This window comes from Succiniclasticum ruminis DSM 9236, from assembly GCF_900112895.1.
Lineage (GTDB): Bacteria > Bacillota > Negativicutes > Acidaminococcales > Acidaminococcaceae > Succiniclasticum > Succiniclasticum ruminis.
Genome location: NZ_FONL01000009.1, coordinates 67,279 through 88,195 on the forward strand (window position 1 = coordinate 67,279; position 20,917 = coordinate 88,195).

Genomic DNA, 20,917 nt, shown 5'->3' on the forward strand with positions numbered 1-20,917 from the left:
GTAGTAAAGAAAGGCGTGAAGAATATGGCAGCGAAAAAGACCTCTAAGAACATAAAGTTTGAAGAAGCCCTGGCGGAATTGGAAGCGGCGGTAGAAAAGCTGGAAAGCGGCGATCTGCCTCTGGAAGAAGCCATCGCGGAATTCCAGAAAGGCACGGAGCTGAGCAAAATCTGCCTGGAAAAACTGAACAAAGCTAAGGCGGCCGTGCAGAAACTGGAAGTGAACCCCGTCAACGACGAGGATTTTCATACAGAAGAGTTCGAAGAACCGGAAGATTCGGAAGAAGAGTAAGAATAGCCGGCGCTTTTTGTGAATGACCGCGTCAATGTCTCTCGTCGTAGTACCACTACATCTGCGAGTCATTTCCTTGTCCTTCGCAAAAATCCCCCGGCAATACTACATAAAGTAAAATCCGCACAGGAGGAACAGATGGACTTTCAACAGTACTATGAAAGCAGAAAGAAATTAGTTAACAACTTTTTAGAGAAACGCATGGAAAAACGGGGCATCTCCAACGTGGACGATGCCATGAAATACAGCCTGCTGGCAGGCGGCAAACGCCTGCGCCCCATCATGCTGATGGCTACGGCGGAAGCGGTGGGAGCCAACGGCTATGATTTCCTGCCCGCTGCCTGCGGACTGGAGATGATCCACACCTATTCCCTGATCCACGACGACCTGCCCTGCATGGACAACGACGATTACCGCAGGGGCCGCCTCACCAACCACAAGGTTTTCGGCGAGGCCATGGCCGTACTGGCAGGGGACGGTCTGCTTACCCTGGCCTTTGAAGTGATGCTGGAGCAGCGGAACGTGAAACCTTCTACCTTAGTGGAAGTGGTTCACGAAACCGCCATGTGCGCCGGTAACTTCGGCATGGTAGGGGGACAGGCCCTGGATCTGGACGCAGAAAACCGGCAGATCAGCGCCAAAGAATTAAAGACGCTGCACGAAGGCAAAACCGGAGCCATGTTCATCGCAGCCGTGCGGGGCGGCGCCCACCTGGCGGGAGCCACTGACGAACAGCTGCTGGCTCTGACGCATTTCGCGGAACTGATCGGCCTGGCCTTCCAGATTGAAGACGACATCCTGGACGTAACCAGCACTGAGGAAGAACTGGGAAAACCCATCGGCAGCGACGAGAAAAACAACAAGTCCACCTATGTATCTCTCTTCGGACTGGAAACAGCCCGGAAGATGGCGGACGACACCACGAAGGAAGCCCTGGCCTGTCTGGACAGCTTCGGGGAAAAGGCGGAACCTTTACGGGAAATCGCCAGACTCATGACCAACCGGAAAAACTGAGCGCGCGTAAGCGCCTGTAACTGCGGCGCCGAACATTTTACATTCACCGCGCGTTGCAAGCACCACCATACATGCGGTGTAATCCGCAGGCGGACGCAAACGCAACACCCACCCATTTACATTACTCTCACAACGCAACACACGAAATCACGGAAAGGCAAAACGGAATGTCTGAGAATAAAATTCTGGACAGAGTCAACAGCCCGCTGGACCTTAAAACTCTCACACTGAAAGAAATGAACAGGCTGGCGGAGGAAATCCGGCAGCTGCTCATCGAAGTTGTGTCCAAAAACGGCGGGCACCTGGCTCCCAATCTGGGCGTGGTGGAACTGACCATCGCCCTCCACCGGGTCTTTGACTCTCCCCGGGACAAATTCATCTTTGATGTAGGGCATCAGGCCTACATCCACAAAATCATAACCGGACGCAAGGAAGCATTTCCCACCCTTCGCACATACAAAGGCCTGTCAGGCTTTCCCAAACGACAGGAAAGCGAACACGACGCCTTCGGTGTGGGCCATTCTTCCACGTCTGTCTCCGCGGCGGACGGCATCGCGGCCGCCCGGGACCTGAAAGGGGAAAATTACCATGTGGTAGCCATCATCGGGGACGGCGCCATGACCGGCGGTATGTCCTTTGAGGCCCTGAACCACATAGGGGACACCGGGCGAAGGATCATCATCATCCTTAACGATAACGAGATGTCCATTTCCAAAAACGTGGGGGCCATGTCACAGTACCTGTACCAGCTGCGTACCGGCGAGACCTACAACAAACTGAAGCACAATCTGGAAAACTGGCTGGGCGACATGAAGCACGGCGACGATGTGCTGGAAGTCATCGACCGGGTGAAAGGCGGGGTGAAATACCTGGTATCCCCCGGTTCCATATTCGAATACCTGGGCATCAAATACTTCGGCCCCGTGGACGGCCATGATATCGAAGCGTTGCTGCCCATGCTGACGGCAGCCAAACGGGAAGAGGGCCCTGTCCTGATCCATGTGGTCACCAAAAAAGGCAAAGGCTACACTCCCGCGGAAGAGAGGCCCAACGAATTCCACGGAACGGGACCTTTCGATATTGCTACCGGCAAGAAAATCACCAAACCCGGCGCGCCGCCTACCTATACCAGCGTCTTCGGAAAAACCCTGGTGGAACTGGCGGAGAAAGATAAATCTATCGTGGCCATCACGGCAGCCATGCCGGAAGGGACCGGCACCAACCTGTTTGCCCAACGCTTCCCGGACCGCTTCTTCGACGTGGGCATCGCGGAACAGCACGCGGTGACCTTCGCGGCGGGGCTGGCCACGGAAGGCATAAAACCGGTCACGGCAATTTACTCCACCTTCATGCAGCGGGCATACGACCAGGTGGTCCATGACATCTGCATGCAGAATCTGCCGGTGAAACTGTGCATGGACCGGGCCGGTCTGGTAGGGGACGACGGCTACACCCACCACGGGGTCTTCGATTACGCCTACCTGATTCCCCTGCCCAACATGACGGTGATGGCTCCCAAAGATGAGAACGAGCTGCGGCACATGCTGCTTACGGCCATGGAATACAACGCAGGACCCATCTCTCTGCGTTACCCCAGAGGCAGCGGCGTAGGCGTGAATCTCAGCGAACCGCTGCACACACTGCCCATCGGCAAAGCGGAAACCCTGCGGGAGGGGAGGGACCTGACCATCTGGGCCATCGGCAGCATGGTGGCGGAAGCGGAAAAAACCGCGGACCTGCTGCAGGCAAAAGGCATCAGCGCCGGCGTGGTGAACATGCGCTTCGCCAAACCGCTGGATGAAGACCTGCTTTGTGAAAACGCGGCCAAAACCCACCGCATCGTCACCATGGAAGAAGGCGTGCTGAAAGGCGGTGTCGGGGACGCGGTGATGGAAACCCTGAACCGGTATGGTCAGATGCATATGACCGCCGTGCTGCCCTTTGGCATTCCGGATGAGTTCATCTCCCAGGGTGATAAAAAGCTGTTGATGCATGACATCGGACTGACACCGGAGCAGATGGCGGAGAAAATCTCCCATTGGATGTAGAAGCGATCACCGCATACAAAGCGGTTTGAAGACGTAAAGCGCTTGCATCTCTGAATACAAATACAGCAACAAGAAAGAAACATATGGAAAAAGCAAAAAAGATCCGTCTCGACACCTATCTCGTAGAACAGGGCCTCTTCGAAAGCCGGGCCCGGGCCCAGGCGGCCATCATGGCAGGACAGGTGCTGGTGGACGAACAGAAAATAGACAAACCCGGTACCTCCGTGAAAGCGGAAGCAAAAATACGCCTTCTGGGGGACCAGCTGAAATATGTAAGCCGGGGCGGGCTGAAACTGGAAAAAGCCCTGCAGGTGTTCCCCGTAACCGTCGCCGGCAAGGTGATGGCGGACATCGGCGCTTCCACCGGGGGCTTCACGGACTGCGCCCTGCAGAACGGGGCCAGCAAAGTCTACGCTATCGATGTAGGCTACGGCCAGCTGGCCTGGAAGCTGCGGAACGACCCCCGGGTCATCAACATGGAGCGGACCAACGCCCGCGCCCTGGACGAACACAGCCTGCCGGAACCAATCGACGCCGCAAGCATTGACGTGGCTTTCATCTCGCTGGACAAGATCCTGCCGGCGGTGAAAAAACTGCTGGCGCCCGGCGCCTTCGTCCTTGCCCTCGTCAAACCCCAGTTTGAAGCCGGCAAGGAACACATCGGCAAAAAAGGCGTGGTGCGGGACCCGGAAGTGCACAAGGAAGTCATCCGGCGCATCATAGGCCTGGCCGGAGAAGAAGGCTTCGGCATCGGCGGTCTGGACTTCTCTCCGGTGAAAGGACCGGAAGGGAACATCGAGTACCTGCTGTACCTGACTGCGGCCCCCCAGCAAAATACAGTTCCGGACATCGATGCCGTCGTAGCGGCATCCCATGCGGAGCTTGATAAGTAAAGGAAGTAATAATGAATAACGTACGTCTGGGAATTTTTCCCAACATGAGCATTGTTAAAGTACGGATCCACTTTGAAGCCATCCTGGACCTGTGCCGCCAGTTCCATTTTACGGTGGTGGCGCCGGAATCAATTGCGAAAATGTATAACCTGGAGACCTTCGCCGGGCGCAACTCCCAGCTGACCGCGGCGGTTTCCCTGGGCGGGGACGGTACCTTCCTCCGCATGGCCCGGGACATGGTGAAGATCAACGTGCCGGTCTTCGGCGTGAACTTCGGTCATCTGGGTTTCCTTGCCGAGATCGAATTCGAAACCCTGACGCAGGCATTCCAGCTGCTGTCAGACGGCAGATACACCATCGAAAAACGCTGCCTGCTGCAGGCCCAGACTTTTGCGGAAGGGAAAAAGGTTCCCCACAGCGAGCTGGCCATCAACGAATTTGTGGCCGCCCGCAGCAACCTTTCTACCACGAACCATATCGAACTGTATATCAACGGCAAGCCATCCGCGCGTTACGCGGCGGACGGGCTCATCGTAGGCACTGCCACCGGCTCCACCGCGTACTCCTTGTCTGCGGGAGGACCCCTGGTACAGCCGGGCATGGACGTGATGATCATCACACCCATCTGCGCCCACTCCCTGGCAACCCGGCCTCTGGTCATCCCGGCCACGGAAGAAGTTGAGATCCGCCTGCTGCCCCGGAACACCGCCCCCATGGCGCTGTCCGCCGACGGGATACCTGTCTGCGAAATCGGCATGAAGGATGTGGTGCGGATCACCAAGAACCGGCAGTTTTTAAGGCTGATGCGCCTGACTGACAAGAGTTATTATGAGACGTGGCAGGAAAAACTGATCCACGACCTGTAATTTATTGAACTTCCATACGAGGAGGATATTTCATGAGCAAACAGGAACGTCACCAGATGATACGGAATCTGGTGGAGACACGCAACATCGAGACCCAGGAAGATCTGGCCAGGGCCCTGCAGGAAAGCGGTATGCAGGTGACGCAGGCTACGGTGTCCCGTGATATAAAGGAACTGATGCTTGTAAAAGTTTCCGACATGCGGGGCGGCTACCGCTACGCCTTTCCAAGGGAACGCAGCCACATTATGTCTTCCGAACAGCTGGAACGGCTGATCCGCAATTCCGTGATTTCAGTGCAGGCAGGGGGCAACCTGGTGGTACTCCACACCCTGCCGGGAACGGCCCAGGGCGTAGCCTTCGCCATTGACAGCATGAAATGGATCGGGGTCATGGGTACCGTGGCAGGCGACGACACCATCTTCGTGGCTATCGAACGGCCGGAGATTGCGGAGGAGCTCACGTCTTACTTCCGGTTCCGGGACGAAGCGGAAGCAGAAGCCCAGCCTCCGAAGAAAGGGAAACGGTAAATATGCTGCAATCATTGCACGTGCATAACTTTGCCTTAATAGAAGACGCGAAAGTGGATTTTTCCGGAGGCTTCACGGTGTTCACCGGGGAGACCGGGGCCGGCAAATCCATTCTGATTGACGCCTTTGGCATCGCCCTGGGAGGCCGGGCCGCCGCCGGCATGGTACGGACCGGCGCCGACGCCTTCTGGGTGCAGGCTGTCTTCGACGGGCAGGATGAGAAGATACACAGCCTGCTGCAGGAACAGGGCATCGAAGCCGATGATTTTTTATTTTTAAAACGCAGAGTGACCGCTGCGGGAAAAAGCCAGAGCAGTGTCAACGGCATCCCGGTGCCTTTGGCAGTGTTGAAACAATTCGCGGAATTGCTGGTGGACATCCACGGCCAGCACGAGAACCAGCTGCTGCTGCAGCCCAAAGCGCCCCGGTTCTTTACGGACGCGTTCGGGGGCGAAGCGGCGGAACAGGTGCTGGAAGCCTATCGGTTACAATACGAAACATATGAAAAAGCCAAAGCGGACCTGGAGCAGCTGGAAGAGCAGGGAAGCCAGCGGGAACGCCTGCTGGACCGGCTGGCCTGGGTGATTCAGGAGATCAGCGAAGCCAATATAAAGATCGGGGAAGAAGAAGCCCTGAAGGACGAGGCCAAACTGCTGCAGAACAGCGGCAAGATCATGAACGCCCTGCAAAAAGCCTACGGCATGCTGGAACAGGACAACGGCGCCCTGAGCCAGCTGGCGGAGATCAGGGAACAGATCGGCAGCGCGGTCCGTTACGACAGCCGCTTGCAGGCGGTGTATGACGGCATCGACAGCGCCTGGATCGCCGCGGACGATGCCCGGGGCCAGCTGCAGGACTATGTGGACGGCCAGAACTTCGATCCCAACCGCATGACCGAAGTACAGGACAGGTTGGACCTGCTGTACCGGATGCAACGCAAATACGGCAACGGGGAAGAAGCGGTGCTGGCCTATCTGGAACAGGCGAAGGAACAGCAGGAACAACTGCAGAACCTGGACAACCGGATCGCCAGGGCGCAGAAAGAACTGGCAAACATTACAGCGGAGTTAACTGCCAAAGCCAACGCGCTGACAAATCTCCGCAAGCAAAACGCGGAGAAACTCTGCCGGGAAGTGGAGACCCACATCCATGACCTGGCCATGCCTGACGGAAAGTTACAGATCACCTTTGCGGAGAAACCGGACTTTACCCCGGACGGGAAAGACCAGATGGAACTGATTTTCTCCGCCAACGCAGGGGAACCGTTGCAGCCTCTGGGACGGGTTGCCTCCGGCGGCGAACTGAGCCGCCTGGCGCTGGCGTTGAAGACGGTGCTCATCGGCATCAGCGGCGTCAACACCATGGTCTTCGATGAGATCGACACGGGGGTAGGGGGCGTCACCGCCCAGAAAATGGCGGAAAAGCTGGCCCTCATCGCCCGGCGCGGACAGGTAATCTGCATCACCCACCTGGCCCAGATTGCAGCTTTCGGAGACCGGCATATCCGGATACAGAAACAGACCGCGGAAGGACGCACCCGCACCGACCTGACCGTGTTGGACAAACAAGGCAGGGTAGAAGAACTGGTGCGCATGACCGCAGGCGAGCACGCCACCAAAGCCGCGGCGGACAACGCGGCGGCGCTGATCAGGGCTGCCAATGAGTTTAAAAACAGCAAGCAACCGCTGTTTTAGAAAAGAGGACAGAACATGTTAAAGAAAATGAGCGACCCCGCCTTAGACGAGGTTTTTGTCAGCAGCAAACCTGCCTTTGATGGCAGGCTGCTCCACGTACATGTAGATAAGGTGCGCCTGCCCAACGGCAGGACCACCACACGGGAGATGGCGGACCATCAGGGTGCCATTGCGGTTGTACCTATCCTGCCCGACGGCAGCATCATCTTTGTAAAACAGTTCCGGTATCCCATGGGCACTGTCATGTACGAACTTCCCGCCGGGAAAATTGATCCGGGGGAAGACAAGGATGTCTGCGCCGTGCGGGAACTTTCCGAAGAGACAGGTTACGAGGCGGACAACTGGGAATATCTGGGCGCTATTGCCACCACGCCCGGTTTCACCAATGAAGTGATTTATCTGTATGCGGCTACCGGCCTGCACCGTCATGCGCAGCACACGGATCCGGATGAATTTATAACGGTGGAATCGATACCCCGCGATAAGATTCTTCCAATGATAGAAGAAGGATTGCTTTACGACGCAAAATCGCTGGCGGCATTAGGAATTCTTTCCATGAAAGGCAAATTATAACAGGCTGGAACGATATCTTTTAAGAGTCATTGGAGGTACCAATGAAGCATTTATTGACCATTGCCGGCAGCGACAGCAGCGGCGGCGCCGGCATTCAGGCGGATTTAAAAACCTTTGCGGCTCACGGCGTGTTCGGCATGAGCGTGATTACGGCAGTTACCGCGCAAAACACCTGTGGGGTGACGGCCGTGCAGGATATTGAACCGGACATCATTACGGCGCAGATTGATGCGGTGTTCAGTGACATCCGGGTAGACGGCGTGAAAATCGGCATGGTTTCCAGAACCGAAAGCATCCACGCCATTGCGGAAGCGCTGAAAAAGTGGAAACCGCCTGTTATCGTCGTGGACCCTGTCATGATTTCCAAGAGCGGATACCCGTTGCTGCAGCGGTCAGCCTGCGACGCATTGATTAAAGAACTGCTGCCCCTGGCCACACTGCTTACACCCAACCTGCCGGAAGCGGAAGCCATCTGCGGCTTTACTATTAAAATCGAACAGGATATGGAAAGAGCGGCGGCGCATATTATCAGCCTCGGCGCCAAAGCGGTTCTGGTGAAAGGCGGGCATCTGGAAGGCAGCAGGGCAGACGACTATCTGTACGATGGCAAAGAGGGAACCTGGCTGCCCGGCACACGCATACAAACCCAGCACACCCACGGTACCGGCTGCACGTTGTCCAGCGCTTTAGCATCGAACCTGGCAAAAGGCATGCACCTGACAGAAGCCGTTAAAGCAGCCAAAGACTATGTAACCACTGCCATCCGGCATGGCATCGCCTTAGGGAAAGGCCACGGGCCGACGCATCATTTTGTAGAATTGTGGAATAAAGCGGGAATCAGAGTGTGAACTTGAAGAAGGGAACCGGATCGCGGTGATAACCCCGTCCGCGCTTCCCTGCCGGTCACGGCGAGACCAATTATCCGCTCCTCGTGGGTGAAAAGATCCGCCTTACGGTGGATCAGAAACAGTTTAAGATTGAATGGAACCGGTGTAAGTAAAAGGAACATAACAAAGTTAAAAGTATGAAAAAAATGTTAGTAATAGTGGGTATCATACTGATCATTGCCTGTGTGCTGTCCCTGCTGTATGCAGCTTTGAATCTGTTCGTATACTATCATGCACTTGACGGTTCTGCGGAGCTATACAGCCGTCTGCATCAAAGAATGATTACTTTTGGAATCATTGGAATTGTTCTTGCAGTGTTCGGTACACTATGCTTTATTTTTCGCTCTAAATTATAGCTTTTTATAAAAAAGAGGATATAATAGTAAAAGGCATTGAAAATATCTTAAGGAGGCCCTGAAAATGTCAATCAACAAAAACGAAATCACAAAAGAAATGCTGGAAAAAGCCATGCAGTGCAAAACTGCCGACGAACTGATCGAGTTGGCTAAGACCGCAGGCTGCGAGATTACAAAAGAAGAAGCCGAAGCATATCTGGCGGAGATGAAAGATCTGGAGCTGGACGACGAAAGGCTGAAGAACGTGGCCGGTGGACGGGATATTTGTTATACGGATGGCTGCGCGTTGCGGATGCCCCAAAACTGATTCTTTCTCTGGTCGCGCTATTACAAGTTCATATTTTCCTTAACAGCCGCAGAGTATTTCTGCGGCTGTTTTGTTGGCGCTAATCCCCAACAAAAAAACTGCCGTGCATAATTGCACGGCAGTTTTACATTTCAGGACTATTTTTTTCAGGGATTATCATTCAGGAATCAGTAAGCAGAGTTTATTCCGCTTCTTTCTTTCTCTCTTCGATAATCTTTTCCGCCATCTTGGCCGGCACGTCTTCGTAATGGTCAAACTTCATTTCGAAGGTGCCCATGCCCTGGGTCAGAGCCCGCAGGTCAACGGCGTATTCCATGATTTCCGCATAAGGAACCTGTGCTTCTACACGGCTGATGCCTTCTTCCACGCTCTGCATGCCGAGGATACGGCCGCGCTTGGAGTTCAGGTCACCGATGACGTCGCCCATCATGCTCTCGGCGCAGAGAACATACAGGTTGTAGTAGGGTTCCATCAGAACGGGCTTGGATTCTTCCATCGCTTTCTTGAAGGCGATACTGGAAGCGGTCTTGAAAGCCATTTCCGAAGAGTCAACCGGATGGTAGGAACCGTCCACCAGGGTGATGCGCACGTCCACAACCGGGTAACCGGCCAGGATGCCGTGCTGCATGCATTCCTGCATGCCTTTTTCCACAGCGGGGATGTACTGACGGGGTACCGCGCCGCCGAAGATCTTATCTACGAACTCGAAACCGCTTCCCGGCGGCAGGGGTTCCATATCGATCACAACGTCGCCGTACTGGCCGTGGCCGCCGGACTGTTTCTTATGTTTGCCCTGTACATGGGCTTTGCCGCGGATGGTTTCGCGGTATTCAACCTGAGGCGCGCGCAGGTCGGCTTCCACGCCGAATTTCCGTTTCATGCGCTCCATGATGATTTCGATGTGCTGGTCGCCCATACCGCTTACCAGCATTTCCTTGGTCACCGGGTTGCGGCTCATGATAATGGTGGGATCTTCGTCCATGAGACGGGTCAGGGCGTTGGAAATCTTGTCTTCTTCGCCTTTCTTCTTGGCAAAGATCGCACGGGTGTACATGGGCAGCGGGAAGGCGATGGGAGCGAAGAGAACCGGGTTGGCCTTATCGCTGAGGGTATCGCCGGTCACCGTGAACTGTAATTTAGAGGTTACGCCGATATCGCCGGCGGTGATTTCTTTCATCGCGATCTGGCTCTTGCCGCGCATGGTGAATACGTTGGCAATGCGTTCGTCTTTTTCACGGCTGGAGTTGTAAACCACGCTGTCGGCTTTGATGGAGCCGGAGAACACGCGGATAAAGCTCAGACGGCCTACGAACGGGTCAGAGGTGGTCTTGAACACCAGGGCAGCCATGGGAGCGCCTGCGTCACGGGTCACTTCTTCACCGGTGGCAATGTCTTTTACCTTGTAATCGTTCAGGATGGCAGGGTAGGTGTAGTCGATGATGGCGTTCATGGTCCGGCCCAGGCCGATGTTCTTGGTGGCGCTGCAGCAGATCATGGGGAAGATGTGGGCCTGACGGATACCCATGATCAGGCATTTCTTGATTTCCTCATCGGAAATAGTTTCGCCTTCCAGATAGCGCATCATGCACTCGTCGTCGGCTTCCACAGCGGCTTCCACCATCTTTTCATGCATATCTTCCGCATAGGCTTTCAGGTCGTCCGGAATCTCGATCTCGTCGGAGCCGTTGCCGTTCTTGCGGTAGGCTTTCATCTTTACGCAGTCGATGACGCCTTCGAATTTATCTTCTTTGCCCAGAGGAAGTTCCAGGGGCAGTACTTTCTTGCCGAATTTATGGCGCAGGTTCTCCAGGATGCTGTCGAAGTCAGCGTTTTCACGGTCCATCTTGTTTACTAGCAGGATGCGGGGCAGACCGGCTTCTTCCGCCAGCTTCCAGCACTGCTCGGTACCCACCTGTACGCCTGCGGTGGCGTTGATTACGATCAGGGCGCTGTCTACAGCCCGGAAAGCGCCTTTCACTTCGGCTACGAAGTCGGCGAAGCCCGGGGTGTCGATGAAGTTGATCTTGCTGTCGCGCCATTCTACCGGCGCCAGGGTGGCGTTAACGGATACGCCGCGTTTGATTTCTTCCGGTTCATAGTCCGTGGTGGTGGCCCCATCCTCGACCTTGCACATACGGTCGATGGCGCCTGCGCGATAGAGCAGGGCTTCCGTAACGGATGTGGTTCCGGCCCCACCATGACCTACAATGGCCACGTTTCTGATTTTGTCGCCTGTATAAGCTTTCATGAGTTAATCCCCCTTTGAGTTTAATTATGCATGCATATATTATACAATAAAATGTGGAATACGTAAATAAGTTTATTGGCAGGCGCGGATACCATTTTCGTAAGGCAGACGCACAGGTGCATCTGTGCTATGAAATGGGTCTCCGGATTCGTCGGCAATTTACTATAGAATTATTCTTCTACAAATGGTATAATATATTGTCAGAAAATAAAATGAAATCAGGAGGCTTACCATGGCTACCATTCATGAACAATGCGTACAAACCCTGCGGTTCCTCGCGGCGGACGAAGTAGAGAAGGCGAAGTCCGGGCATCCGGGGTTCCCTCTGGGCACGGCGCCTTTGATGTATACCGTGTGGGATAAGTTTATGAAGTACAATCCGGCGGAACCGAAATGGTTCAACCGGGACCGTTTCATCCTGTCCCCGGGCCACGGCTCGGCGCTGTTGTACGCCATGCTGCACCTGGCGGGTTACGATCTGACTATTGACGATCTGAAGAACTTCCGGCAGTGGGGCAGCAAGACCCCGGGCCATCCGGAATACGGCGTCACCGCGGGCGTGGATGTGTCCACCGGCCCCCTGGGCCACGGCTTATCCATGGGCGTTGGTTTTGCCCTGGCTGAAAGCATGCTGGCAGCCAAATACAACAAACCGGACTTCCCGGTGATCGACCACTACACCTACGGTCTGGTCTCCGACGGGGACCTGATGGAAGGCGTAGCCTCCGAAGCCGCCTCCCTGGCAGGCACCCTGGGCCTGGGTAAGCTGATCTACCTGTATGACGACAACAAGATCACCATCGAAGGCAGCACGGACATCGCCTTTACGGAATGTGTGGAGACCCGCTTTAAAGCCTACGGATGGCAGGTGCTGCGGGTGGAAAGCTCCGAGGATCTGGAAGCTCTGGAAGCAGCGGTGAAAGAAGCCCGGGCGGACAAAGAGCATCCCAGCATCATCATCGTGCGGACCCATATCGGCTTCGGCAGCCCCAAACAGGACAGCCCGTCCTGCCACGGGGAACCCTTAGGCGCGGAAGCGTTAAAGAAAACCAAAGAAGCGGCGGGCTGGGATCCGGAACAGAGCTTCGTGGTACCGGACGAAGTAAAAGCGCATTTCAATGATAAATTAGAAGCCTGCGCCAAAGCGGAAGCAGACTGGAACGAACTGCTGAAAGAATACGGAACTAAATATCCGGAACTGACAGGGGAACTGTTAGCCTCCTTATCCGGCAACCGCACCGTAGACCTGGCGACCCTGGAAAAACTCTTTGAAGGCAAAGAATCCGTAGCCACCCGGGCAGCCTCCGGGGATATTTTGCAGAAACTGGCGGAACTGGTGCCGGAACTGGTGGGCGGCAGCGCCGACCTGGGCCCCTCCAACAAAACCGTCATGAAAGCGGCCGGCTATTACAGCAAAGCTGAACCCGCCGGCCGGAACATCCACTTCGGCGTGCGGGAACATGCCATGGGCTGCATCATCAACGGCATGAGCGTCCACGGGGGCGTGATTCCCTTCGGCGCCACATTCCTGGTGTTCTCCGATTTCCTGCGGCCCGCGGTGCGCATCGCGGCCCTCATGGAAACCCAGTCCATCTTCGTCATGACCCACGACAGCATCGCGGTAGGGGAAGACGGGCCTACCCATCAGCCCATCGAGCAGGTGATGAGCCTGCGGCTGATTCCCAACTCTGTGGTATGGCGTCCGGCGGACGCGCTGGAAACGGCGGCGGCCTGGAAGTATGCCATCGAGCACAAGACCGGTCCCGTAACCCTGTGCCTGAGCCGGCAGAACCTGCCGGTGCTGCATGAACAGGCGGAAGCTGTGCATGAAGGCGCCCTGAAAGGCGGTTATGTGCTGAGCCCGGCGAAAGACATGGCCAAGGCCGTGATCATCGCCACCGGTTCGGAAGTAAAGATCGCGTTAGAAGCGCAGAAGATTCTGGCGGAAGACGGCATCGACGTGGCTGTGGTATCCATGCCCTCCATGGAAGTGTTTGAAGAGCAGAGCGCGGAATATAAAGAAAGCGTACTGCCCAAGTATGTACCCACCTTTGCTGTGGAAGCCGGCGTGACCTTAGGCTGGACCCGTTACACCAAACGGGAAGACCGTGTGCTGGGCATCGATACGTTCGGGGCTTCGGCGCCGGGCGGCGTAGTGGCGGAACATTACGGGATGACCGGCGTGAACGTAGCTGCAATGGTGAAGGCCGCGTTTTAAGCAACAAATAGTGTGAGGAACTGTTGGCAGCCCGCCTCCCACTTCCTCACTGCGCACGCTCACGCTGTTCGCGTTGCTTGGTGTCGTCAGACTGGGAACCCTTCCGGGATGCCAACGGTTCCTGTACGCATTACGTTTTTAAACCATTGCCTATGAAAACATTGAATCTACGTTTATACTTAGTAACAGATGAACATTGCCTGCCGCCCGGCCGCAACTTATTTGACGCGGTGGAAGAGGCATTGCAGGCGGGTGTGACCCTGGTGCAGTACCGGGAAAAGAACGGGCCGGGGAAAGGTATGCTGGAAAAGGCCCGCAGGCTCATCGAGTTGTGCCACAGTTACAACGTGTCTCTCATTGTGAATGACCGTTTGGACGTTGCGCTCTTATCCGGCGCAGACGGTGTGCATTTAGGCCAGGATGACATCCCGGTTGCGGAAGCACGGCGTCTGGCGGGTGAGGACTTCCTCATCGGGGCCACGGCCCATAATGTACAGGAAGCCCTGGCGGCGGAAGCGGCCGGCGCAGACTACCTGGGCTGCGGGGCAGTGTTTGCCACCCATACAAAGAAAGATACGGTACCGTTAGGACTGGACGGATTACAAGCGATTCGGCAGGCAGTCCGCATTCCCATCGCCGGCATTGCCGGCATAACGTTAGACAACTATCGGTTGGTATTGGACACCGGTGCAAACGGGATAGCTGTTGTCAGTGCCATACTAGGAGCACCAGATATTTCTGACGTGGTGACCAAACTAAAATTGTAACGTGTAACCGTACTCCTGAAAACTAGGGGCGCGGTTTTTCCTTTTTGTTTTTTCTGATAATAATTTTCCTTATGATACCATGATATAATATTAAGAAAATATATGACATTTCAGGAGATTATAACGATGCGTATTGGTATTATTGGGGCTGGGACATGGGGCATAGCCCTGGCTAGGATGCTTTCAAACAGCGGCCACAGGGTACAGGTTTGGTCACCCCATCCAGAGACTGTTGACCGGCTTGCTGGCACACGTACCCAGAAGAACATGCCGGATTTGATTATTCCGGAAGCGGTGCGGTTTACGAAAGAAATGGAAGAAGTTTGTAAGGACAAGGATATGTTGCTCTTTGCTGTTCCTTCCATATATGTCCGGTCAGCAGCCAGACAGGCAAATCCTTTCGTTCATACAGGGCAGATTATCGTGGATGTGTCCAAGGGTATTGAAGCGGAAACGCTGATGACCCTTTCCGAAGTGATTCGTGACGAGGTAAAGGCGAACGTGAAGGTGGTGGCTCTTTCCGGCCCGACCCATGCGGAAGAGGTGGCAAAGGATTTGCCCTCTGCTGTAGTTTCAGCCTGCGAGGATATCACCGTTGCGGAAAAAGTGCAGGATGTGTTCATGAATTCCTGCCTGCGAGTGTATACCAATACGGATATAAAAGGCGTGGAACTTTGCGGTGCACTGAAGAACATTATCGCTCTGGCTGCAGGTATGTCTGCGGGGCTGGGGTACGGAGACAACGCTAAGGCAGCCCTCATCACCCGGGGCCTAGCGGAGATTAGCCGATTGGGTGAGATGCTGGGCTGTGCCCGGGATACCTTTGCCGGACTGGCGGGCATGGGGGACCTCATCGTCACGGCTACCAGTATGCACAGCCGAAACAACCGCTGCGGGTATCTTATCGGTCAGGGGTATGAGACGGCTGATGCAGTGAAACGGGTAGGCATGGTAGTGGAAGGAATCAATGCCATACCTGCGGCAATTGCTTTTGCAGATAAATATGGTGTAGATATGCCAATTGTCCGGGCGGTGGATGCCATTGTAAATCATAATGCAGACCCCCGAACCGAAGTGGCCCGTCTGATGGGCCGGGATAAGACTGCAGAGCGGAAGGTATAAAATTGAGAATATAACAGATACCTATGAATTCTGTTTAGCTGGCGAAAAAAAGCGACGGAGTAACTCCGTCGCTTTTTTTCATGTATTGGTATTATAATCTTGATGCTATCTGTCAGCAGGTTCAGTCCGCCTGGTGGCATTCTTCCTGCTCATAGGCGCCGTTGTAATCGATACCGTCCCCGGCGGCCGGTTTGTCTTCTACTTTTTCACCTACGTATCGCACGAATTCGTCCATGTCTTCTTTCGTGGGGAGCAGGGCGGTGTACATCTGGTTGCCCATGGCCGTGGACAGGACTTCGGGCATGCGCTCGTTCATTTTGATACGGCTGCCGTATTTTGCCAGGATATCCTGCTGGCTGTGGAGATAACGGAAGTGGTCCCGCTGACCGAAGAAGACGCAGTACTGCTGGTCCGGATTATCCGGCAGGCGGCGCTCGTCAAAGCAGATCATGTCTGCCCAGAGCTGGTACACGTCGGTGGAGTGGGCGAAGTCCATCATGTCGGGCATATAGCCGCCGCCCGGACGCATGTTGACTTCCAGTCCTACGAAGTCGCCTTCTTTGCCCAGGCCTTTTTTGGCTTTGGTGAGTTTGAAGAATTCCATATGCACGAAGCGGCTCTTCACGCCGAAGGCCTTGACGGTGGCGCGGCCCCGTTTCTGCAGCTGGGGTTCCACGGAAGGCGGCACATAGAAGACCAGTTCCGTCTGGTTGTTCACGATGTCCATGATGGGCGGGGAGATGCTCATGGATTCAAACAGCACATCGCTGTGGGAGTCCACGATGGCGTCGTAAGAGCAGATCCAGCCCGGCACGAATTCTTCCATGACATAGGAGTCTTCCGGCAGGTCAGAGAAGAATTCTTCCAGCTCATGCCGGTTTTCCAGCCGGTAGGTGGCCGCGGCCCCCACGCCGTATTCCGGTTTTACGATGACGGGGTAGCCAACCCGTTTGATGAAGTCTTTTGCTTCTTCCAGGGTGGTGACAACCGCCTGTCTGGCAGTAGGCACGCCGGCTTTTTTATAGTAGGGCTTCATGGCGGCTTTGCTGCGGTAGGCCTGAATCTCGTCTACGTCCGGTCCGGAGAGGATATTGAAATCGGTCCGCAGCATGGCGTCATGCTCCAACCAGTATTCGTTGTTGGATTCCAGCCAGTGGATCTTGCCATATTTGAAGCTGAAGAACGCAACAGCCCGGAACACCTGGTCGTAATCTTCCAGGGTGCCTACTTTGTAATATTCTGTCAGCACGTTTTTCAACGCGTCGTCCAGCTGGTCATAAGGCGTGTCACCGATGCCCAGCACGTTGGCGCCGTTCTTTTTCAGCCGGTCGCACCAGTTCCAGTAGGTGCGGGGGAATTGGGGAGAGATAAAAACGAAGTTCATGTGAGAAATCTTCCTTCCCGGCGGCGCGTTCAGCTCCGCCAATTGTAGTAAAGGAAACCGCGGGTTTCACGGTTTCCTGTAAAGCCGTTGTATATTCAGCTGTGTTGCGCAGTGGGTAGTTGTGCAGCGCGATATTTAATCATGTTGCGCAGTATCTTCAGGCTTCCAGTCCGTGTACCCTGCAGTGGTTCAGCACGTGGGGCAGGAAATACTGGTACATCTTCTTCCACCAGGGCCAGTCGTGGTTCACGTCGAAGCCCCAGAAATCGCACCAGGCGGCGATGCCTTTGGCACGGAAGGATTCGTCCAGGATACGCTGCGTGCGGATGCCTTCGTCTTCCCAGGCGCCCTGGCCTACGCAGAAAACTATGCACCGCTGGTTGAACAGCCTGATGTAGGGGTGGTCCGGTGCCAGGTTCGGCATAAAGGTGGCGGGGGAGTTATCGTACAGGGTGTTGTTCATCCAGGCCCCGAAGAAATAATGGGCGTCGTAGCAGCCGGAGAAACCGATCACTCCTTCGAACAGGTCGGGGCGGCGCAGGAACACGATGGCAGCGTGGGTGGCACCCATGCTGCAGCCTGTGGTGAGAGGCCGCCAGTCGCTGTGATTGTGTTCGTGGATCAGGGGAACCACTTCCTCGGTGATGTAGCGGTAATAGTTTTCCTGCCGCTCGGCCCGGAGAAACTTGTCGCCGTAATTGTCGGACCAGCTTTCCTGATCTACCGTATCTACGCAGAACAGCTGGAACTGGCCGTTGTCAATGAATTCGGACAGTTCGTCGATCATCCCGAAGTTCTCATAGTTGTCGCACATGGCGTCCTGGGTGGGGAACACCAGCAGCGGCCAGCCTTTCGTACCGTAAACGCGGATGTTCATATCGCGCCAGAGGTGGTTGCTGAAATGATTTATGTCGTAACGTGATGGCATGGGTAACACGCTCCTTCATTGTAAAAATTTCATGGTGACTAGTGTTTGCTCATGTTTATTATATCATAAGTTTGAAGATAAATAAAATGCATATGAGATGAAATAAGAGTCGCGTTGCCGGGCAACCCGTCTCCCACTTCCTCACTGCGCACGCTCACTCTGTTCGCGTTGCTCGATGTCGTCAGACTGGGACCCTCACGGGTTGCCCGGCCAACGCTCAATAAATTACCGCAATCATTTCCGATGTTTTGCTTATATCTTTTCCGTAGCTGTTTTGTAGTTTATGTTGTCGTTAAAAATTCATAGCCTATTTAGTCCCCATCTGTTAGAATATATATGCGCAGGGGTTTACTCTGTTATTTGAGACAGGAAAACCGCGGCGCCGGGTGTAGTCCCGGAAAGTCAGGAGTGAAAGATAATGAAGAAAGTGTTATTTGTTCTTTTTGCGGTTTTATTGGCTGTTTTGGTTTCGGGCTGTTCCGATTCTTCCCAAAAGCCTGCTTCCGCCACAGACAGCGCGGCTAAACAGGAAACCGAACGCAGCGGCGTTATTACGGTTGAGAAAGCGGAGATGCGGAAGGGGCCGGGAAAAGAGTTCGACTCGCAGGGTTTGTTTACCTTTGGCGAGAAGGTGCGCGTGATCCAGCCGAAGGGGGGCTGGACAGAAGTTGAAAAGGAAGACCGGCAGAAGGTGTGGGTGAACAACAAGTATCTTGCCGAGATCGTTTACGGTAAGGACAAATACCGGCCGGATGCGGTTATCTATCAGCCGCGCCCGGCGTATGCTGAAAAGTATGATATCTGCCCGAAGAAAGATCTGCCCTTGCTTGCCACATGGAGAGATAACGCGAAGGTAACCGGAAAGGTCAAAGCGGGAGAAAGGGCGCAGGTCATAGAGCATAAAAGAGTGGTCAGGCCGAAGGGAACAGTTAACTGGCAGGGAAAAACCGTGTATGTCCTGACGCCCGAAGTGGGAGAGTTTTTCCTGTATTTTGCGGACGGAACCGTTACCTGTCTTACATTTAACGAAAAGGGAATTAAAATGGCTGATGAGTATATGCCCGGCTGGAAAAAGGCGTATGAAACAACAGCTGCCGGCGGAAAAGGGGATGCCACCTGGATCCGTGTAAAAGGAACGAAAGGCGAGGGATGGTTCTGCGTAAATGATTACGATTATAATATTTTCCGCTCGGAAAAAGGCACCGGCATGTTTTTACGGAGGAGCGGGCAGTAGGTAAGATAACTATATAAGATTTGCATGTTGTATGAATTTTTAGTATAATTTAACCAGAGATGTTACAAAATAATGTAATTTCTAACCATAATGCCATTTAGTTTACGGGGGTGACATTACTATGAGAAAAACATTCAAAACAACCAGAAAAGCTCTTGCAACTGCGGTTATGGCCGGCCTGCTTTCCTGCGCGTGATGGCTACAGGGTTTGCGGCTCCGGTAGAAGGTATATATTGTGATTCAGGAAACATATTAACACCTGGTTCCGACGGTACTATTAAAGCTACTGATATTTTGGCTGGGGGAGGCGGCGTAACGGAAACCTCTTTAACTGCAGTTAAAGGGGAATTGGAAGGTCGTATAAAAGTTACGGAAGACATACTTGCCGGGGACTGGGGTGGTAAAACGGTAAAACAAACGATTGATAACACGGCCAAAACAGTTGCGGATGTTGCAACAGATGTATATGGTGCGATTGGTTCGCTGGACCTCCAAATGGATGCTGCCGAAAGTGCGATTCGGAGTAATATTGAAGTAACAATACCAAATGTTTACAAAACAATTACGGATCTTGAAACTGCAGAAAACGGTAAGATAGCTGGGCTTGATGGACGTGTTACTGACGCAGAAAAAGCGATTGACAATTTAGTGGACACTAAAGCCAACACGGACATGGATAACCTGACTGCAACAGGAAAGACAGTAGTAAAAGACCTTGCAAAAGGCGCCATCAATGTTGTCGGTGATGATCCGATAAGCGTTGCGAAATCCGATGTGGACGGCGTCGATACATATACTGTTTCGGTAAAGACAGACGGCAAAGTGGAATCCGGAGACACAGGCATCGTAACCGGCGACACGGTGTACAACGAAACCCGGGTTGCTGCGGACGGTAATTATGTGAAAGCTTCTAACAGCGTAGGTGATAACCTGAGCGCGCTGGATACGGAACTGGCTGCACTGACGGTTAGAACCGGCGCAGGCCTGGATGAGGTCAGCCACCGTATCGACAATGTGGACAGCAAGATCAACAAAGTGGGCGCCGGCGCGGCGGCACTGGCAGCGCTCCATCCGATGGACACGGACGGCAAGTTCAGCATGGCGGCGGGCTTCGGTAATTACCGGGATGCCAACGCTATGGCGTTAGGACTGTTCTACCGTCCTACCGACCAGGTGATGTTCAGCATGGGCGGCAGCATGGGTAACGGAGAAAACCTGCTGAATGTAGGCGTGAGCTTCGCGCTGGATAAGGGCGTTTCCACCAGTAAGGCCGCCATGGCCAGGAAGATAGCGGCCCAGGACGAAAAGATCACATCGTTAGAAGGGCAAAACGCGCGGCAGGCAGCTGAGATTGCCGCATTGAAAGAAGCTCTTTCCCGTCTGGAAGCGAAGATCGGGAAATAAGGCGTCTGCCTGTCGTGTTTGAAATTGTATAAGTAATCCCGTTTTTACAACAGCCGCAGGTTTGTCTGCGGCTGTTTTGTTGTTTGGTGAAAATATAACCGGAGCGCCTTCGTAGAACACATAAAAATTGCGAATTATGTGATTATAATCACGTTT

At 54.2% G+C, this 20,917-nt stretch carries 18 protein-coding genes; 15 read left to right on the forward strand and 3 right to left on the reverse strand.

Annotated elements, in window-relative coordinates:
* Positions 1 to 24 precede the first annotated feature (24 nt).
* The 10 genes from xseB (at position 25) to BM159_RS07565 (ending at position 9,456) form a co-directional block, all read left to right on the forward strand.
* Entirely contained in the window at positions 25 to 291 is a 267-nt protein-coding gene (gene xseB / locus BM159_RS07520) for an exodeoxyribonuclease VII small subunit (RefSeq protein ID WP_093913635.1), read from the forward strand.
* A gap of 138 nt (positions 292 to 429) precedes the next feature.
* Positions 430 to 1,305, forward strand: a complete 876-nt coding sequence (locus BM159_RS07525) for a polyprenyl synthetase family protein (protein ID WP_093913636.1) — start codon at positions 430 to 432, stop codon at positions 1,303 to 1,305.
* Between the two features lie 167 nt (positions 1,306 to 1,472).
* Entirely contained in the window at positions 1,473 to 3,353 is a 1,881-nt protein-coding gene (gene dxs / locus BM159_RS07530) for a 1-deoxy-D-xylulose-5-phosphate synthase (protein ID WP_093913637.1), read from the forward strand.
* Between the two features lie 83 nt (positions 3,354 to 3,436).
* On the forward strand, positions 3,437 to 4,246 hold the full coding sequence (locus BM159_RS07535) for a TlyA family RNA methyltransferase (RefSeq protein WP_093913638.1): 810 nt from the start codon (positions 3,437 to 3,439) through the stop codon (positions 4,244 to 4,246).
* A gap of 11 nt (positions 4,247 to 4,257) precedes the next feature.
* On the forward strand, positions 4,258 to 5,112 hold the full coding sequence (locus BM159_RS07540; protein ID WP_093913639.1) for an NAD(+)/NADH kinase: 855 nt from the start codon (positions 4,258 to 4,260) through the stop codon (positions 5,110 to 5,112).
* A 32-nt stretch (positions 5,113 to 5,144) separates the two neighbouring features.
* Complete coding sequence (argR, locus tag BM159_RS07545; protein WP_093913640.1) at positions 5,145 to 5,639, forward strand: arginine repressor; 495 nt, start codon at positions 5,145 to 5,147, stop codon at positions 5,637 to 5,639.
* A gap of 2 nt (positions 5,640 to 5,641) precedes the next feature.
* Positions 5,642 to 7,333, forward strand: coding sequence for a DNA repair protein RecN (recN, locus tag BM159_RS07550; RefSeq protein ID WP_177205959.1), 1,692 nt, complete (start codon positions 5,642 to 5,644; stop codon positions 7,331 to 7,333).
* Between the two features lie 15 nt (positions 7,334 to 7,348).
* A complete protein-coding gene (locus tag BM159_RS07555; protein WP_093913642.1) occupies positions 7,349 to 7,906 on the forward strand; it encodes an NUDIX domain-containing protein in 558 nt (185 codons plus the stop codon).
* A gap of 41 nt (positions 7,907 to 7,947) precedes the next feature.
* On the forward strand, positions 7,948 to 8,754 hold the full coding sequence (gene thiD / locus BM159_RS07560) for a bifunctional hydroxymethylpyrimidine kinase/phosphomethylpyrimidine kinase (RefSeq protein WP_093913643.1): 807 nt from the start codon (positions 7,948 to 7,950) through the stop codon (positions 8,752 to 8,754).
* Positions 8,755 to 9,213: 459 nt separating this feature from the next.
* Positions 9,214 to 9,456: a Nif11-like leader peptide family RiPP precursor gene (locus BM159_RS07565; RefSeq protein WP_093913644.1), complete on the forward strand. Its 243-nt coding sequence runs from the start codon at positions 9,214 to 9,216 to the stop codon at positions 9,454 to 9,456.
* A 181-nt stretch (positions 9,457 to 9,637) separates the two neighbouring features.
* On the opposite strand, the gene fusA is transcribed toward BM159_RS07565, so the two are convergent.
* Positions 9,638 to 11,704 (reverse strand): elongation factor G, encoded by a 2,067-nt coding sequence (fusA, locus tag BM159_RS07570; protein ID WP_093913645.1) that lies wholly within the window; start codon positions 11,702 to 11,704, stop codon positions 9,638 to 9,640.
* Between the two features lie 232 nt (positions 11,705 to 11,936).
* Here fusA and tkt point away from each other — a divergent pair, with 232 nt between their 5' ends.
* The 3 genes from tkt (at position 11,937) to BM159_RS07585 (ending at position 15,811) form a co-directional block, all read left to right on the forward strand.
* Entirely contained in the window at positions 11,937 to 13,922 is a 1,986-nt protein-coding gene (gene tkt / locus BM159_RS07575) for a transketolase (protein ID WP_093913646.1), read from the forward strand.
* A gap of 152 nt (positions 13,923 to 14,074) precedes the next feature.
* Positions 14,075 to 14,689 carry a thiamine phosphate synthase gene (gene thiE / locus BM159_RS07580; protein WP_093913647.1) on the forward strand — a complete coding sequence of 205 codons (615 nt, stop codon included), beginning with the start codon at positions 14,075 to 14,077 and terminating at the stop codon, positions 14,687 to 14,689.
* Between the two features lie 126 nt (positions 14,690 to 14,815).
* On the forward strand, positions 14,816 to 15,811 hold the full coding sequence (locus tag BM159_RS07585; protein ID WP_093913648.1) for an NAD(P)H-dependent glycerol-3-phosphate dehydrogenase: 996 nt from the start codon (positions 14,816 to 14,818) through the stop codon (positions 15,809 to 15,811).
* Between the two features lie 121 nt (positions 15,812 to 15,932).
* On the opposite strand, the gene BM159_RS07590 is transcribed toward BM159_RS07585, so the two are convergent.
* Entirely contained in the window at positions 15,933 to 17,195 is a 1,263-nt protein-coding gene (locus BM159_RS07590; RefSeq protein WP_093913649.1) for an ATP-grasp domain-containing protein, read from the reverse strand.
* 157 nt (positions 17,196 to 17,352) lie between these two features.
* Positions 17,353 to 18,123, reverse strand: a complete 771-nt coding sequence (locus BM159_RS07595) for an esterase family protein (protein ID WP_093913650.1) — start codon at positions 18,121 to 18,123, stop codon at positions 17,353 to 17,355.
* A 418-nt stretch (positions 18,124 to 18,541) separates the two neighbouring features.
* Between BM159_RS07595 and BM159_RS07600 the strand changes: the two genes are divergently transcribed.
* Positions 18,542 to 19,357: an SH3 domain-containing protein gene (locus tag BM159_RS07600; protein ID WP_093913651.1), complete on the forward strand. Its 816-nt coding sequence runs from the start codon at positions 18,542 to 18,544 to the stop codon at positions 19,355 to 19,357.
* Positions 19,358 to 19,552: 195 nt separating this feature from the next.
* Positions 19,553 to 20,761, forward strand: coding sequence for a YadA C-terminal domain-containing protein (locus tag BM159_RS07605; RefSeq protein WP_093913652.1), 1,209 nt, complete (start codon positions 19,553 to 19,555; stop codon positions 20,759 to 20,761).
* The last annotated feature ends 156 nt before the right edge of the window (positions 20,762 to 20,917 follow it).

Coding starts and splice junctions, on each gene's coding strand:
- xseB (WP_093913635.1), top strand. CDS start 25: ATGGCAGCGAAAAAGACCTCTAAGAACATAAAGTTTGAAGAAGCCCTG.
- BM159_RS07525 (WP_093913636.1), top strand. CDS start 430: ATGGACTTTCAACAGTACTATGAAAGCAGAAAGAAATTAGTTAACAAC.
- dxs (WP_093913637.1), top strand. CDS start 1,473: ATGTCTGAGAATAAAATTCTGGACAGAGTCAACAGCCCGCTGGACCTT.
- BM159_RS07535 (WP_093913638.1), top strand. CDS start 3,437: ATGGAAAAAGCAAAAAAGATCCGTCTCGACACCTATCTCGTAGAACAG.
- BM159_RS07540 (WP_093913639.1), top strand. CDS start 4,258: ATGAATAACGTACGTCTGGGAATTTTTCCCAACATGAGCATTGTTAAA.
- argR (WP_093913640.1), top strand. CDS start 5,145: ATGAGCAAACAGGAACGTCACCAGATGATACGGAATCTGGTGGAGACA.
- recN (WP_177205959.1), top strand. CDS start 5,642: ATGCTGCAATCATTGCACGTGCATAACTTTGCCTTAATAGAAGACGCG.
- BM159_RS07555 (WP_093913642.1), top strand. CDS start 7,349: ATGTTAAAGAAAATGAGCGACCCCGCCTTAGACGAGGTTTTTGTCAGC.
- thiD (WP_093913643.1), top strand. CDS start 7,948: ATGAAGCATTTATTGACCATTGCCGGCAGCGACAGCAGCGGCGGCGCC.
- BM159_RS07565 (WP_093913644.1), top strand. CDS start 9,214: ATGTCAATCAACAAAAACGAAATCACAAAAGAAATGCTGGAAAAAGCC.
- fusA (WP_093913645.1), bottom strand. CDS start 11,704: ATGAAAGCTTATACAGGCGACAAAATCAGAAACGTGGCCATTGTAGGT.
- tkt (WP_093913646.1), top strand. CDS start 11,937: ATGGCTACCATTCATGAACAATGCGTACAAACCCTGCGGTTCCTCGCG.
- thiE (WP_093913647.1), top strand. CDS start 14,075: ATGAAAACATTGAATCTACGTTTATACTTAGTAACAGATGAACATTGC.
- BM159_RS07585 (WP_093913648.1), top strand. CDS start 14,816: ATGCGTATTGGTATTATTGGGGCTGGGACATGGGGCATAGCCCTGGCT.
- BM159_RS07590 (WP_093913649.1), bottom strand. CDS start 17,195: ATGAACTTCGTTTTTATCTCTCCCCAATTCCCCCGCACCTACTGGAAC.
- BM159_RS07595 (WP_093913650.1), bottom strand. CDS start 18,123: ATGCCATCACGTTACGACATAAATCATTTCAGCAACCACCTCTGGCGC.
- BM159_RS07600 (WP_093913651.1), top strand. CDS start 18,542: ATGAAGAAAGTGTTATTTGTTCTTTTTGCGGTTTTATTGGCTGTTTTG.
- BM159_RS07605 (WP_093913652.1), top strand. CDS start 19,553: ATGGCTACAGGGTTTGCGGCTCCGGTAGAAGGTATATATTGTGATTCA.